The organism is Pseudarthrobacter lactosi, assembly GCF_055412785.1.
In genome coordinates this window covers 1,435,900-1,449,951 of the sequence record NZ_JBVAYS010000001.1, presented here as the reverse complement: position 1 = coordinate 1,449,951, position 14,052 = coordinate 1,435,900, and the positions used below count along the sequence as shown (strand labels likewise).

Annotated in this window: 17 protein-coding genes; all 17 read right to left on the bottom strand. The window is 60.3% G+C overall.

Features of this window, described 5'->3' with window-relative positions:
- Positions 1-2 precede the first annotated feature (2 nt).
- Positions 3-1,538 carry a CpaF family protein gene (locus ACZY0Q_RS06625; protein WP_463915366.1) on the bottom strand — a complete coding sequence of 512 codons (1,536 nt, stop codon included), beginning with the start codon at positions 1,536-1,538 and terminating at the stop codon, positions 3-5.
- Positions 1,539-2,747, bottom strand: a complete 1,209-nt coding sequence (locus tag ACZY0Q_RS06620) for an AAA family ATPase (RefSeq protein WP_463915365.1) — start codon at positions 2,745-2,747, stop codon at positions 1,539-1,541.
- The gene (gene cpaB / locus ACZY0Q_RS06615; RefSeq protein WP_463915364.1) at positions 2,744-3,514 is read right to left on the bottom strand and encodes a Flp pilus assembly protein CpaB; all 771 of its coding nucleotides are present in this window, start codon (positions 3,512-3,514) and stop codon (positions 2,744-2,746) included. Before cpaB (ACZY0Q_RS06615) ends, ACZY0Q_RS06620 begins: the two co-directional genes overlap by 4 nt.
- 27 nt (positions 3,515-3,541) lie before the next feature.
- Positions 3,542-4,456: a pilus assembly protein TadG-related protein gene (locus tag ACZY0Q_RS06610; RefSeq protein WP_463915363.1), complete on the bottom strand. Its 915-nt coding sequence runs from the start codon at positions 4,454-4,456 to the stop codon at positions 3,542-3,544.
- A gap of 44 nt (positions 4,457-4,500) precedes the next feature.
- Entirely contained in the window at positions 4,501-4,890 is a 390-nt protein-coding gene (locus tag ACZY0Q_RS06605) for a TadE/TadG family type IV pilus assembly protein (RefSeq protein WP_463915362.1), read from the bottom strand.
- Between the two features lie 111 nt (positions 4,891-5,001).
- Positions 5,002-5,241, bottom strand: coding sequence for a Flp family type IVb pilin (locus ACZY0Q_RS06600; RefSeq protein WP_463915361.1), 240 nt, complete (start codon positions 5,239-5,241; stop codon positions 5,002-5,004).
- A 270-nt stretch (positions 5,242-5,511) separates the two neighbouring features.
- On the bottom strand, positions 5,512-5,691 hold the full coding sequence (locus tag ACZY0Q_RS06595) for a Flp family type IVb pilin (protein ID WP_463916272.1): 180 nt from the start codon (positions 5,689-5,691) through the stop codon (positions 5,512-5,514).
- 44 nt (positions 5,692-5,735) lie between these two features.
- Positions 5,736-6,611, bottom strand: coding sequence for a type II secretion system F family protein (locus tag ACZY0Q_RS06590; RefSeq protein ID WP_463915360.1), 876 nt, complete (start codon positions 6,609-6,611; stop codon positions 5,736-5,738).
- A 12-nt stretch (positions 6,612-6,623) separates the two neighbouring features.
- Entirely contained in the window at positions 6,624-7,556 is a 933-nt protein-coding gene (locus tag ACZY0Q_RS06585; RefSeq protein ID WP_463915359.1) for a type II secretion system F family protein, read from the bottom strand.
- 20 nt (positions 7,557-7,576) lie between these two features.
- Entirely contained in the window at positions 7,577-9,061 is a 1,485-nt protein-coding gene (locus ACZY0Q_RS06580) for a CpaF family protein (RefSeq protein ID WP_463915358.1), read from the bottom strand.
- Positions 9,058-10,263 (bottom strand): AAA family ATPase, encoded by a 1,206-nt coding sequence (locus ACZY0Q_RS06575; RefSeq protein ID WP_463915357.1) that lies wholly within the window; start codon positions 10,261-10,263, stop codon positions 9,058-9,060. The genes ACZY0Q_RS06580 and ACZY0Q_RS06575 overlap by 4 nt, the downstream gene beginning before the upstream one ends.
- On the bottom strand, positions 10,260-10,946 hold the full coding sequence (gene cpaB, locus ACZY0Q_RS06570; protein WP_463915356.1) for a Flp pilus assembly protein CpaB: 687 nt from the start codon (positions 10,944-10,946) through the stop codon (positions 10,260-10,262). Before cpaB (ACZY0Q_RS06570) ends, ACZY0Q_RS06575 begins: the two co-directional genes overlap by 4 nt.
- Before the next feature lie 118 nt (positions 10,947-11,064).
- On the bottom strand, positions 11,065-12,075 hold the full coding sequence (locus ACZY0Q_RS06565) for a pilus assembly protein TadG-related protein (protein ID WP_463915355.1): 1,011 nt from the start codon (positions 12,073-12,075) through the stop codon (positions 11,065-11,067).
- Positions 12,063-12,506, bottom strand: coding sequence for a TadE family protein (locus tag ACZY0Q_RS06560; RefSeq protein ID WP_463915354.1), 444 nt, complete (start codon positions 12,504-12,506; stop codon positions 12,063-12,065). The genes ACZY0Q_RS06565 and ACZY0Q_RS06560 overlap by 13 nt, the downstream gene beginning before the upstream one ends.
- An 18-nt stretch (positions 12,507-12,524) precedes the next feature.
- Positions 12,525-12,725: a Flp family type IVb pilin gene (locus tag ACZY0Q_RS06555; RefSeq protein ID WP_463915353.1), complete on the bottom strand. Its 201-nt coding sequence runs from the start codon at positions 12,723-12,725 to the stop codon at positions 12,525-12,527.
- Positions 12,726-12,893: 168 nt separating this feature from the next.
- The gene (locus tag ACZY0Q_RS06550; RefSeq protein ID WP_463915352.1) at positions 12,894-13,094 is read right to left on the bottom strand and encodes a Flp family type IVb pilin; all 201 of its coding nucleotides are present in this window, start codon (positions 13,092-13,094) and stop codon (positions 12,894-12,896) included.
- 275 nt (positions 13,095-13,369) lie between these two features.
- The gene (locus ACZY0Q_RS06545) at positions 13,370-14,035 is read right to left on the bottom strand and encodes a prepilin peptidase (protein WP_463915351.1); all 666 of its coding nucleotides are present in this window, start codon (positions 14,033-14,035) and stop codon (positions 13,370-13,372) included.
- Positions 14,036-14,052 lie beyond the last annotated feature (17 nt).

Below are 14,052 nucleotides of genomic sequence, written 5' to 3'. Positions count from 1 at the left end.
GCCTAGCCTTTGCCGTCGCCCATTGTTGCGGCGCCCGCCGGAGTGGCGAACACCGCAGGTGAAACGTGGATCCCCAGGTCCTCGAAACGGTCGATGAACCGGGGCCGGATTCCTGTGGCCACCGGTTTGCCAAGGAAGCGCCCGTGGGCGTCCACGCCGGCAGAGTAATCGAAAACAAAGGCATCCTGGAGAGTCACAATGTCGCCTTCCATGCCCTGGACTTCGGTCACATGGGTGATGCGCCGGGTCCCGTCGCGCAGGCGCGAGATCTGGACAATGAGGTTGACGGCGGAGGCGATCTGTTCCCGGATGGCCCGTAGCGGCAGGTCCATGCCGGCCATGAGCACGAGGGTCTCCAGGCGGGCCACGGCGTCGCGCGGTGAGTTGGAGTGCACCGTGGAGAGCGAGCCGTCGTGCCCGGTGTTCATGGCCTGGAGCATGTCCAGTGATTCACCGCCGCGGACTTCACCCACCACGATGCGGTCCGGGCGCATACGCAGCGAATTCCGGAGCAGTTCGCGGATGGTCACCTCACCTTTTCCTTCGGTGTTGGGCGGGCGGCTCTCGAGCCGGACCACGTGGTCCTGCTGGATCTGGAGTTCCACAGCATCCTCGATGGTCACGATCCGTTCGTTGGACGGCAGGAAAGAAGACAGAACGTTGAGCAGCGTGGTTTTGCCCGTACCTGTTCCGCCGGACACGATGATGTTGAGTTTGGCTTTGACGCAGGCGTTGAGCAGTTCCGCCATTTCCGGCGTGAGTGTGCCGAAGTCGATGAGGTTCCGGACAGTGAGGGGCACCTTGCTGAACTTACGGATGGTCAGGGATGATCCGCCAACGGCCAGGGGAGGGATTACTGCGTTGACACGCGATCCGTCTTCCAGCCGGGCATCCACAAGGGGCGAGGATTCGTCGATGCGGCGCCCCACTTTCGACACGATGCGTTCGATGACTTTGCGCAGGTGCTCCTCGGAGCTGAAGCGCGAATCCGCCAGGGTGAGATGGCCTTTACGTTCCACGTAGATCTGGTCCATGCGGTTGACCATGATTTCCGTGACTGCCGGATCATCCAGCAACCGCTGCAGCGGGCCGTAGCCCAGGACATCATCGGCCACGTCCTGGACCAGGCGCGCGCGTTCCTCGGGGGAGAGCGGTACCTGTTCGGCGTCGATGATCCGGGTGAGTTCGTCCTTGGCAGACGACTTCAGCTCCTGTTCGGTGATGGCTGAGTCGCTGAACCGGGCGCCGAGGTGCTCAAAAAGGGCCGTGCCAGCTCTCTCTTTGAGGGCGGCAAAAGCGTCTACTGGTTGCTGGGGTTTGACTCTCACCTCTTCCGGATGATCGGCGACGACGACGGCGGCAGGCGGTGCCGCCGTCGTCGTACGTTGTTCCGAACTCTGGTCAAACCACTGCACCCGCTGGGCGGAGACGTCTGGACGCGGCAGTTCCAGGGTGGGGGACGAGGCCCTGACGGGAACCGCGTGTTGTCCGGTCTGGGTTTTTGCCTCGGCAGCGCTAATGCGCTCTGAAAGTTTCATCTAGACCACTACCCTTCGGTGCAGCTTGCGCTGGGACTTTGCCCGCCACGCGGGGTTGAACCGTTCGACGAGTTGATTGAGCCCTTTGGTCGCAGGGTCTTTGACCTGCTCCTGGAGCACGGGGATACCGCGGTTCGTGGAAAGGGCCACCGCCCGGGACCGCGGGATGCTTACGTCAACGGGCGCGCCCATGGTCGATTCCAGGTCCTGGACGGTGAGGCCATTCTTGGCGTCCGCCATGTTCAGCACCACGTGCCGGGTCTCGGGAAGGATGTCCAGCCGGCGCAGGATATCCAGCCCGGACCGCAGACCACGCACGCTGGGAATGTCCATGCCGCTGACCCAGACCACATCGGTGCATTTTTCCATGGCCGCGAGCCCTATTTCGGGCAGTCCTGGCGCGGTGTCAACCACCACGTATTGGAACTGCTCGGACAGCTGTTCGAGCAGGCGGCTGATCTGGTCGGGTGTGATCTCGTCCGCGTCGATGGGTGTGGTCGGAGCACAGAGGGCGTAGATGCTGCCCGGGTGGACGGTCAGGAACGCCTTGAGGACCAGGGAGTCCTGGCTGGCTGCCGAGGAGACCGCGTCCGTGACAGTGTGTTCGGGATCGAGGTAGAGGCCTGACGCGACGTCTCCGAACTGGAGATCCAGGTCCACAATAACGACGCTCATCGGCGCAACTTTGCCCAGTCCGATGGCGATGTTGGTTGCAATGGTGGTCTTGCCCACGCCGCCTTTGGGTGAGAAGACACCGATGACAAGGCCCTTGCCGGATTCCGTTGCCTGCGGGGGCGCCAGCGTACGGTGGCGGCTGGCGAAGGACTGGCTGGCGCGCTCCAGGAGAACGCGGATCTGTGCCGCATCGGAGTCCGGGGGGACGATGTCCCGGATACCTGCACGCATGGCGTGAAGCAGGAAGCTGGGATCGGGATCGGGATCGGGATCGGTGGCCAGGATGACGCTGAGTTCCGGGAAGCTGACGCTCAGCACAGTGGCTAGCCGGAGGGCGTCGTCAACGGGAACTTCCGGTCCGAGTACCAGCACCTCGGGCTGCTCCTGGTTCAGGTGCGCGAACAGTTCATGGGGGTCCGTTGGCAGCAGGCTGGTGACGAACGTCTGCACGCCGCCTTGGAGGCCACCGGCAACGGCCTGGCGGAGACGGGCGTCGAAGTCTACGTCAGGGGTGATGAGGACGAAGCGGCTCATTTGTAGACGTCCGGCCGGATCATGATGCGTGGTCCGCTGTCCTGGGCGTCGAGGGGCTCCCTGCTGAGCCAGATGGACGCGTACTCTGCGGCGAAGACGATCTTGCCGGCGTTGATGTCGTCCACAGCGACCGTGACCATCAGCGATCCGGTGGGAAGGTTCACGTCACGCGGGTCCGGTGCAGGTTCCGCGCTCGCCGACGGTGCTGGTTTTGCGGCTGCGCCTTCGGGCGCCCGCTGGACGGCGGTCACCAGCGCTTTGTGGATGGACAGCTGGACGGTTTCCTTGTCCGACTTTGCTTCGATGCCGCCGGTGGGCATGGAGATGAAGATGCCAACATGGTCGCCTGGCGTCACGCGTCCACCGACGACGCGCTGCGGCTCCAGTTGGAAGGAGATTTCCTGTAGCCCTGCGGGCACTGGTACGGAGCCCGAGGACTTCAGTTCTTCTGGGGAGACGAGGCGTTCGGCCAGCAGCTGCTCGCCAGGGACAAGATCTGCGGAAGTGACCTTTCCGCCCGAGCCGTCCAGAGTGTCCAGAGCGGTCTTGGCGACGGCGGTGCCCGGTAGTTGCTGCAGCGCCACGGCTGCCTTCAACGTCTCTGCCGAAGAGCCGGCCGGCACAGCCTTAGTGACCACCAGGACGCCTACCGGGTTCAGGTCACGGACTGCCCGTTGGTCGGCGCCCTGTGCGTAGGACACAACGATGACAGCCCCGACGATGGCCAGCAGGACTGCCACCACTCCTGCCAACAAACGTGACTTCACTGAGTGCTCCTGTAATTTCGGTTCTTGCTAGGGGGTGAGACGGACAACAGTCGTCCCGTAGTCGGGGGTGTTGCCGAGTTCGAAAGCCTCGGAAAGGGACACAAACCTCACGAAGTAGCCTCGGATGGTCTTGTTCTGAATCGTTCCGCCGGTTGACCAGTTGAAGTTCGCAAAGTGGTAGCCAGTCACGTGAAATGCCGCAAAGCCGCTGACGTAGTACTTGCCTCCAGAGCCGGTCCCTGTCGCCACGTCATATAGCGGCAGGAGTACGGTCTGATCATTCACTTTGGCGAAGTCCGCGGCCACGCAGGCCGTTGGTGCACTGGCGCCGGGATCGACGCTGAACCAAAGTCCCGCGTTGTTCGAAGCCCCGGCGGTCACGGTGAGGGTGCACTGCGTTCCCGAGGTCGGCATCCAGCCGAATCCGCCTGGTATCCCAGCACAGCCGCTGAAACTTTGGTCCAACACCTGGACGGCGCCGGTCAACGCACCCGGCACCAGATTGAGTTTGCAGCGGGCAATGGCCAACGGCAGGATCACGGGACCCTTGGATGGCGTACCCCACTGGGCCGATGAGCTGGCCGTGACTTCCGCAGTGTCCATCCCAAGGACTCGGGCGAAGAATAGTGAGACTTCGTTGGGGGAGTGGCCAGACTCCTGGGCGCCAGCGGTAACTGACACGGTGTGGGCGGTTTTGTCGAGCACCGCGGACTTGATATGGCTGAGACCGTCCGTGGCGTTGCCGTTGGTGAGACCTGCTGCCAGGGATGAAGTAGTGGAGCAGTCCACGTTGTTCGGGTCACGGCTGCACCTTTGAGCAATGGCCAGCGCAGCGGCGTCGGCTCCGTTGCGGAGCTGCGTTTTTTCCGCATACAGCATGCCCACGTCCACAGCCATCGCTCCGAACCCCAGCAGCGCCACCAGCATGAGTGCAACGATCACACTGACGGCGCCTTGCTCGCTGTCGTTCTTTGGGCTCGATGGAGTTAGCCGCCGCATAGCATGGCTCCCTTTCCCGTCATGGGAAACGGGCCGGCTATGCCTGTCATTGTGGACAGGTTGTATGTAATGGTGATGCTCATGCGGTTGCCCGGTGCGCAGACGGCGGTGCCCGTATCGAGGTTCTTGAAGGCGATGTCTGTGTCCGCCAGCCCCGGTTTCAGCGAAAGTGCCGTGTTTTTGGCTGCTGTTTTGGCAGTCGCCGGGATGTTGGAGATTGCCATGACCCGGACCCCTTCACGGGCGGCGGCGGAGAGTGTGGCCTGGGCGTTATACGCGCGGCTGAACTCCATGATGCCAAGGAGCAGCATGACGAGGAGGGGCGCCACGATCGCAAACTCGACCGCGACGGCTCCACGCTCGGATGCCCTGGACATGGTGGCGCCTTTCGGTCAGTCGCATCGGGGTATGGGAGAGAAGAGTGGCGGCGGCTTGAATGCCGCCGCCACTCGGATGCCTGGTGGTGCGCTCGAGGGAGGTGCCTCGTCTCAGGGAGCGCAGGTTCCGCCGGCGGCCGTTGTTGTGGTCTGGGCGACGTCGGTCCATGTGCCGCCACCAATTTGGCACTTCACTGATTCGAACATAGTGGTCAACGTCCCTCCGAGGAGGCCAACGGCGACAATGATGACAACAGCGATGAGGCCGACCATGATGCCGTATTCAACGGCGGTGGCGCCCTTTTCTTCACTGCGAAGGCGGATCATGAGGTTGGTGTAGAGAGAAAGCATTTCGACTCCTGAGCGAGTTCGGGTGGCTGGTCCTGCACCAGCTCAAGCACGAAACTAGCAACGCTTGATGCGATGTTGATGAGAACTTGCAGCATCCTGCGCAAGGATTTCCTCGGCTGCGCGTTTCCTGCACTTTCCCTACGCAAATCCTGTGCCGATGCTGCGAAGTAGTGTCTAATCGGGCACGCAAACGGACCCCCTCGGTTCTGGGTTCCGAGGGGGTCCGGCTTTTGGGGCGCCGTGTGGCGCGATGGGAATGGGGCTCAGGGATCAAGGAAGCCCGAGGGCCGTTTTGAGGGTCGTTGTCATTCCCAAATAATGCAGGTTTAAGGCCTGTCCGAAAGCCGTTACTCCGAGTACCAGGGCAAGGGCCAGGAAGGAAAGGAGGATCCCGTATTCAGTGGCCGTTGCGCCACGTTGGTCCTTTATCAGGGACTGCAAAGCTGCCACGAGCCGACGGACGTTGACTGCTAGCTGCAAGAACACGGGTACTCCTAGGAAAAGACGGCCATGATCTGAAGCACGGCCGGCCCCAGCAGTACGATGAACAGCGTCGGCAGGATAAAGAAGATCAGCGGGAAGAGCATCTTGACGGGCATCTTCATTGCATGTTCTTCCGCCCGCTGCCGCCGTTTGATTCTCATATCCTTGGCTTGAATCTTCAGCACACCTGCAATCGCAATGCCGTAAGTGTCCGCCTGAACAACTGCCCGGATGAAGCTGCGCACGTCAGGAACATCGACGCGCTCGGCCAGCGATAAGTAGGCTTCCTTCCTGGACCGGCCCACCTGGATATCCTGTAGTGTCCTAATGAGTTCGTCTGCAAGTGGACCCCGCCCGTTCTCACCAGCCCGGCCCATGGCGGTCTCGAAACCCAATCCCGCCTGAACCGAGATCAGCATCTGGTCCAGCGCGTTAGGAAGTTCGAGCCGGATCTCCTCGCGACGCTTCTGGGCCCGGTTCCGTAACAGGATGTCAGGCACGAAGTACGCCAACGCCACGATCACGACGCCTATAACGACTCGTCCAGCGGACGGAGCGCCAAGGAAGACGAGGAGCCCCAGAATTGCTCCGCCGAAAGCCAGCATCGGCTTCACCATGATGATGCGTGCCAGTGGCCATTGCTTAGGCCTGCCTGCTCCAGCCAACTGCTTGTCCAGCCATGCTTCGTAGCTTCGGGGTGTGAGCCGCTTGGAGAGGGCAGCGATTTGCTCATTGACATTCAACGACTGGGCAACTTGGCTGGGCCGGCGTCCAAGATTGGTTTGGATGTTACGAATTCCGGCGCGATCGCCCGTGAACGCCAGCCAGATCATGCCCGAGATCGGAAGAATGATGGCCAGGATTGCTGCTAATGCGATGGGTTGCATTTCGTCCGCCTCCTAGTACTTCGGCTTAATGATTCGGCTGAGCCAAAACCCACCGATGGACAGCAGGACAATGGCGGCACCCACCATAAGGAATCCAACAACCGTGGTGGTGAAAACCTTGGAGTAAGTGGGATTGAAGATCAACAGACCGAAGAACATCAGGATCGGCAGTGCCATCAGGACGACCGCCGAAACCCTACCTTCCGCACTCAAGGCCCGTACCTGTCCCCGAACCTGGTTCCGGTCCCTGATTGTTTCGCCGACGTGGTCAAGGACTTCGGCGAGATCGCCGCCCACCTCTCGGTGGATCTCAATGGCTTGGGCAATCCAATAGAAGTCTTCGCTGGCCGTTCTCCGGGAAACGTCAGCCAAGGACTCGCCCAAGTCGCGTCCAATCCGCGTCTCGTTGATGACGCGACTGAGCTCTTCGGCCATCGGCCCGTCGTTTTCCTGAGCAGCCGCATCGATGGCCCTCAGTAGGCTGTGTCCTGCGCGGAGACCACCGGCGAACATCTGAAGTGTGTCCGGCACCTGCGTGTCAAACTTCCGCCGGCGCCGCGAAATGAGCATGTTCAGGAACACCAGGAGCAGAAACGGGGATAGCAAAACGGAGAGGATGCTGATCCCGAGTCCCCCGAGGAGGAACCCGAGCACTCCCGCCACCAGGGTTATTGCTCCCGCCATCAGAAGATAGTCGCCCGGCTCCTTGTGGAGGCCTGCCTGCTCCAGCTTCTCGCGGTTGAATAAACCGCTGGGCCGCTTCTTCAGGCTTCGGTTCAGAATCCCCGTGGCATGTTCCGTCAGCCTGGTCAAGCTTGAGGAATATTGAACAGCATCAGGACGCCTTCGCGAAAGCGCGACTCCCGCCCGACCCCTTACGACCACTCCGAAGATGAGCCCGAGAGACACGTAGACCAGGAATAGCCCACCGATGAAGATGCCCACTGGCAACTCGGCTCCCATGGCTATCGGCCCCTGACGGGCTGGGCCCCAAAGACTTGGGGAGAGATGTGGATGCCGAGCTCGACGAACCTGTCGGTAAACCGCGGCCGCACACCCGTGGGAATAGGCTTGCCCAGGAATCGGCCGCTTGCATCAACACCGGCAGAGTAGTCGAAGACGAATGCATCCTGAAGCGTGACGATGTCACCCTCCATTCCCTGGACCTCCGTAATGTGCGTAACCCTTCGGGTTCCGTCCCGGAGCCTGGATATGTGGACGATGAGGTTGACAGCGGATGCCACCTGCTCCCTCACTGCCCTGAGCGGGAGATCCATGCCGGCCATCAGGACAAGGGTCTCAAGACGGGCGATAGCGTCCCGCGGTGAGTTTGCGTGGACTGTGGACAAGGATCCGTCGTGTCCTGTGTTCATGGCTTGCAACATGTCTAGACATTCGCCACCGCGGACCTCACCGACGACAATACGGTCGGGTCGCATACGGAGAGAGTTTCGCACGAGGTCGCGGATGGCAACCTCACCCTTGCCTTCGATGTTGGCCGGCCGGCTTTCCAACCTGACCACGTGATCCTGTTGCAGTTGCAGTTCCACCGCATCCTCGATGGTGACGATGCGGTCGGAAGACGGAATGAACGACGAAAGGGCATTCAGCAGTGTGGTCTTTCCTGTGCCGGTACCCCCGGAGACGATGATGTTCATCCGGGCCAGGACACATGCCTGAAGCAGTTCAGCCATCTCCGGCGAAAGGCTGCCGTAACCGATCAGCTTCTGGACCGTCAGGGCGCTTCCTCCGAACTTTCGGATGGTTAGTGCGGGCCCATTGACAGCCAGCGGCGGAATGATTGCATTCACCCGGGAACCGTCTGCAAGTCGCGCGTCCACGAGGGGCGACGATTCGTCGATGCGGCGGCCGACCTTTGACACGATCCTTTCGATGACGCGCCGGAGGGCATCATCGGAAGCGAACTTCGTGTCTGTCAGGGTCAGCTTGCCATCGCGCTCCACGTAAACTTGGTCGTATCGGTTGACCATGACCTCAGTCACGGTCGGATCGTCCAGGAAGCGCTGGATTGGCCCGTGACCAAGGACGTCATCGATGATCTCCCGGATCAGCCGCTGGCGCTCAGTCCCTGTCAGCGGTACTTGTTCCTCATCGACGACAATCTTGAGTTCGTCTTTGACGTACTGATGCAACTCGGCTTCTTCGAGCGAAGAGTCGGTGATGCGTGCGCCCAACCGTTCGTAGAGTGCCTGGCTGGCACGCTCCTTGAGGGCTCCAAGGGCGCCGCTTGCGACGGCCGCCGTTTGTGTGAGCTCAACAACGTCCGCGGCGTAGGCCGTTTCTGCTGTCTTGGCCTCGTGAATTCGGCCCAGAGTTGCCGGCTCTGCCGGTCCAGCCTGTGCCGCAAACGGGTTCGCCGGTACGGCTTCGACCAGCGCCGTCGGTGACTCCGTACCGCGCACTTTTTCTAGTCTGCGTGAGAGGTTCACTGGACTACCGCCCTTCTGTGCAGTTTCTTATGAGGTCTGGCTTCCCAATTCGGCTTGAACCGGTCGACCAGCTGGCGCAGTCCTTTGGTGGCGGGGTCCCGGCTACCGTCTTGAAGCAGGGGAACGCCCTTGTTGGTTGAGAACGGAACTGTCCTGGATCGAGGCAAGACAACGTCGACCGGTGCGCCGATGGTGGCTTCCACGTCTTGCAGCGTCAGGCCGGTCCTCCGGTCGGCCATATTCAGGACCACGTGGCGCCTGTCGGGTAGGAGATTCAGTTCCGCGAGGATCTGGCTTCCGGTGCGGAGGCCCCTGATGCTGGGGATGTCCATGCCACAGATCCAGACGGCATCGGACGCGAGATCCAGAGTAGCCAGGACATGTTCACCCAGTCCCGGGGCCGTATCAACCACCACGTATTGGAACTCCTTCTGCAACTGCTTAAGAAGGTGGCTGACGTTGTCGCCGCTGATGCGGTCCATTTCCACAGGGTTCCGTGGCGCGCACAAGGCGTAAATTCCTGCCGGATGCACGCTGAGGTAGGTCTTGAGGACCATGGAATCCTGGCTAGCGGCGCCCACTACAGCATCAGTGATGGTGTGCTCGGGGTCCAGCATTAGCCCGCTGGCAACATCGCCGAACTGCAGGTCAAGATCCACGATTACAACCCCCATAGGAGCCAGTTGGCCCAGTCCGACAGCAAGGTTGGTCGCCACCGTGGTCTTGCCCACTCCGCCTTTCGGTGAGATGACGGCGATGATGCGGCCGCCTTCAGCATGCTCATGGTGTTCGGAGCTACTCGGTGCGAGGCCTCGACGACGACCCGCAGCGGCCAGACTGGCCCGTTCCACGATGATCCTGATGTGGTCCGCTTCAGCCGCAGGGTCGAGAAGATCCCTCACACCGGCCCGCATCGCCTGGATGGCGACCTCTGAGGACTCCTCGGCCACCAGGATCATGCTGATCTCTGGATACTGCAAATCCATGACCGACGCGAACTTCAGCGCGTCGTCTTCTGGAAGTCCCGGACCGAGGATGAAGACCTCGGGCGGCTCACCGAGGAGCTGCTTGAGTACTTCCGCCGGACCCTGCGGAAGGTAGTCGGCCTGAAAGTACTGCAGGGACCCAGGCATGCCGGCGGTGGCCATCCGAACGCGGCGTTCGAAATCTGTGTTCGGCGTGATGAGAACGAAGCGGCTCATCGGAATACCTTGGTCTTATCAACCACACCGGTGTTTCCTTCGGTGGCTTCGGCCGGCTCCTTGGACAAGTAGATCTTGCCGAATTCGACCGCGTAGATGAGGCGTTCTGCTTCGACGGAGTTGCGTGCCACGGTGATCAGGAACGTGCCATCACTTTGGTTACTGTTTCCTGAACTCAGCGCGCCGTCGGATTCGCCTTTCTGGGCGGCATCAGGCTGGGCGGCGCTGCCGTTGCTGAACTGGGCTGCGGTAACCAATACCTTGTGGAAGGTGAGTTGTGTGCCCGAGGACTGAGTTGCCGTCTCTCCTGCGCCGTTGGTAGACGTCTCCTGAAGCGAAATGAAGATGCCAATAGTGTCGCCTGCGGTGATCTTTCCGCCCACCACCCTTTCGATGGGCAGCTTGATCGTCACTTCCTGCATACCATCCGGCACCGCAACCCTTGACGGCCCTAGGAACGAGTCGGGATCAACCATACGGCTAGTCAGGAGCTGTTCGCCGGGAACCAGGGAGACTGCGGTGACTTTACTGCCGAGCTCTGAAATTTCCGTGACAGTCCCCTCGGTGAGGCTGGACTTCTGGATGGGCTTCAGGGCGACAGAGCCGCCGATTTCGCTCGCGGGAGTCCCGGCCGGAATGGCTTTCTGAACCACCAAGACCTCGGACGTTTCTGTCCCTGCCATGGCCCGTTGATCTGCGCTTTGAACATATGTTATGAGAAGGACTGTGCCGATGATTGCAACGAGTAGCGCGGCGATGCCTCCCAGTAGGCGTGTTTTCATTTCTCCCCTTAGTTGTTTCTTACTTGATCAGCCCGATGACAATGACATTGCCGTTGGGTGTGGTGGAGCCTCCGGTGAAGAGGTTCGGATCTGCGGAGTAGCCCACGAAGGTTCCGTAGAGGCCCTTCTCGCTGCTGCTGAAGACGCTCTCGTTGTACTTGGCTTGGCCTGAGAAGCTCCACGCCTGGAGCTTGAAGCCTGCCCATTTCTCAATGTAGTAATACACGTTGTTTCCACTGCACGAACCGAATTGCGCTGTCATCCCATTGCATGTGTATTTGTAGACCGGCAGCGCAACAGTGGAGCCCGCCAAAGACGGGTTGATAGATGGATTGAACAGATCCATGCAACCGGTAGGTACTGATGCGCCGGTGCTTGTTTGACTCCACTGGCCAACTTCGGCGGTGACCTTGCAGCCCACATTTGCATCGGGTTTCAGCCATGCGAAGCCACCGGGAATGATCTGGTTGGACGGGTTGAGTCCGTTGCAGTCCTGCGCGCCACCGCCGCCACCCTGGGTAAGGATTTTGTGAGGCATACCGTCATCCTTGAATTCGCAAGTAGCGAAGGTTAGCGGGAGGATCGAAATACCCTTGGTGGGGTACAGCCATTTGGCTGTTGCCGTGGCTCCCACCGTCGCCGGGGGAGCGTTGAGGACGCTCGCGAACATCTTGCTAAGGAACCCGGCGTTTGTGGTGCCGTCCTTGGTTGAAGTGGTTACGGAAACCTGGCCTGCAACCGATAGATCCACAGATTGAACCGTCGATTTGGAGTCGTTGGAGTTACTGTTGGCCAACGAAGCCGCCAGTGCATCAGCATTAGCCTGTGTACATCCGGAGGCCGCGCAAAGATCAACACCGGCAAGAGCGCCGGCGTCTGCAGCATTCTGGAGCTGTGCCCGCTCTGCATAGATTTGCCCTGCGTCGACGGCGAGGGCGCCGGCGCCAATCAGCGCTAGCATCACGACAGCTACGAGGGCACCGACGGCGCCCCGCTCCCGGGATTCGGGGTGACTAGTTAACCGCCGCATCGCATTGCTCCTACTCCGGTCAGGGTTACGGAACTTCCAAACAACCCGGTCATTGTTGGCGAGCTGTAGGAAATGGTGACTTTCATCGTTGTATCCGGGGCGCAGGCGGTAGGCGCGAACGTGTACCCGAAGGTCCCCGTAAGTCCAGGTGCTCCAGCGACTGCCGCAGCTTTGGCGTCAGTTTGATTGTTCTTGACGGCCATAGTCCGAGCCGCTTCACGGGCCGCCTGCGTTACCGAGATCTGGGCATTGTAGGCGTGGGCGAATTCGACGATTCCGGTGACAAGAGCAAGCAGCAGCGGCGCGACCAAGGCGAACTCGACAGCTACGGCGCCACGGCTCTTGTGGTCTGTGCTTTCCTTGCAGGTCTTCTTCAACGGGTCCCCCGAGGATGGTTGGTGTTTTGGGGTGTGCCGCCCGTGGAGCGGCACACCCGCGGAAGGTTGCGGCTACCAGGTCCCGACCGTCGAGCCGAGAGATGAGAACCAGTTGTTCAAGGCGGTACCGAAAGCGGTGACGCCGAGAATGATGAGCAGAGCGATGAACGCAACAAGGAGTGAGTATTCAGTTGCGGTTGCGCCCTTTTCGGATGCGATACGGTCCTTGATGCCTGATACGAAGGCAAGCATTGAGACCATGAGTGAAGTCATTTCTTGATTTCCTTTTCGTGAGAGTGGGCCAAATGGTGGCCCGGCTAATCGCCCCAGGCGATCAAATGGGTGCCGGCATCACATTGGTGGCAGTTGCCGCATCGGTTTGGCCGGACAGTGTGCCGCGTCAGACTTTGATCGAACGCGGCACACTTTGCCTCCGGGTCTTTACCAGGTGCCTACGCGAGATCCCAGGGTTGAGAACCAGTTGTTCAGCGCGGTGCCGAAGGCGGTCACCCCGAGGATGATGAGCAGGGCGATGAACGCAACGAGGAGCGAGTACTCCGTTGCGGTTGCGCCCTTCTCGGAGGTGAAACGGTCCTTGACTCCGGAGACAAAAGCCAGAACGGAGACCATGATTGCAGTCATTTTAGGATTCCTTAATTCGGTGAAATTGATGTGGATTATTTCAACGAATTTCCAGCGGCCCCCATAATTCTTTAGCTGCTGGACTTTCGCTAGCTAAAGAATTGCACCGGGTGAGAATCGCAACAATGCGTAGTTGTACTCGAATTTTTTGAACACCGAAGAAGCTCGTACTTGGCCACGTAAATGGAGTACTCAGTTTTGGATGATTCGGCAGCGTGGAACTACTTGGAGGCTCCGGTGCGCTGCGGTCAAGCGCCTGGAATACGGCACCAAACTCAGGCTGAAGCGAGGATCACCGTAATGGCCGCTGCCAGCATTGATGGCCCGTACGCCACTTCCGTGGGCCTGTTGTCGCGGCCACGCCTGACTAAAATGGCTGAGGCAACTCCGCCGACGATGAAGCCGAGCAGCCCGCCATAAAACAGTTGGGTCCAGCCTAAGTACCCCAAGTAGAGACCGACCGGAGCAGCTAGCTTTACGTCGCCCATCCCGATGCCATTTGGGGAAATCACGGCCAAGGCCAAGTAAAGGACGAACAAGATTGCTCCACCCGAGACCGCGTTCAGGAGGTCGCTCCACGGTTGGCCGGCAAGAGTGGACGCCGCAAAGAGTGCCGCCCCACCTGCTAGGAGGAGCAACACGAGGGGATTGGGGAGTAAATGCAGCTCGATATCAATTCGTGCGAGCTGAATTCCGAGGACGCCGAGAAAGACGAATGCCGACAGTAGAAGTACATCTTCAATGCGGAGAGCAAACGCGAAGCAAACAGCCGCTGTGATCGACGCCGTCGCAACTCTCACGAGTAGCGATGGCCGTCTGCCGAATCGGGGGAGGAACCTAGTGATCAGGAGCTCGGAGAGCAACGAAAGTGTGGCTCCCATGAGCCCTATGCCGACCGTGAAGAAAGGTCCGCTGCTAGTGGTCAGCTCCAAAGAAGTCACTTGATCCCCCTGCGTGC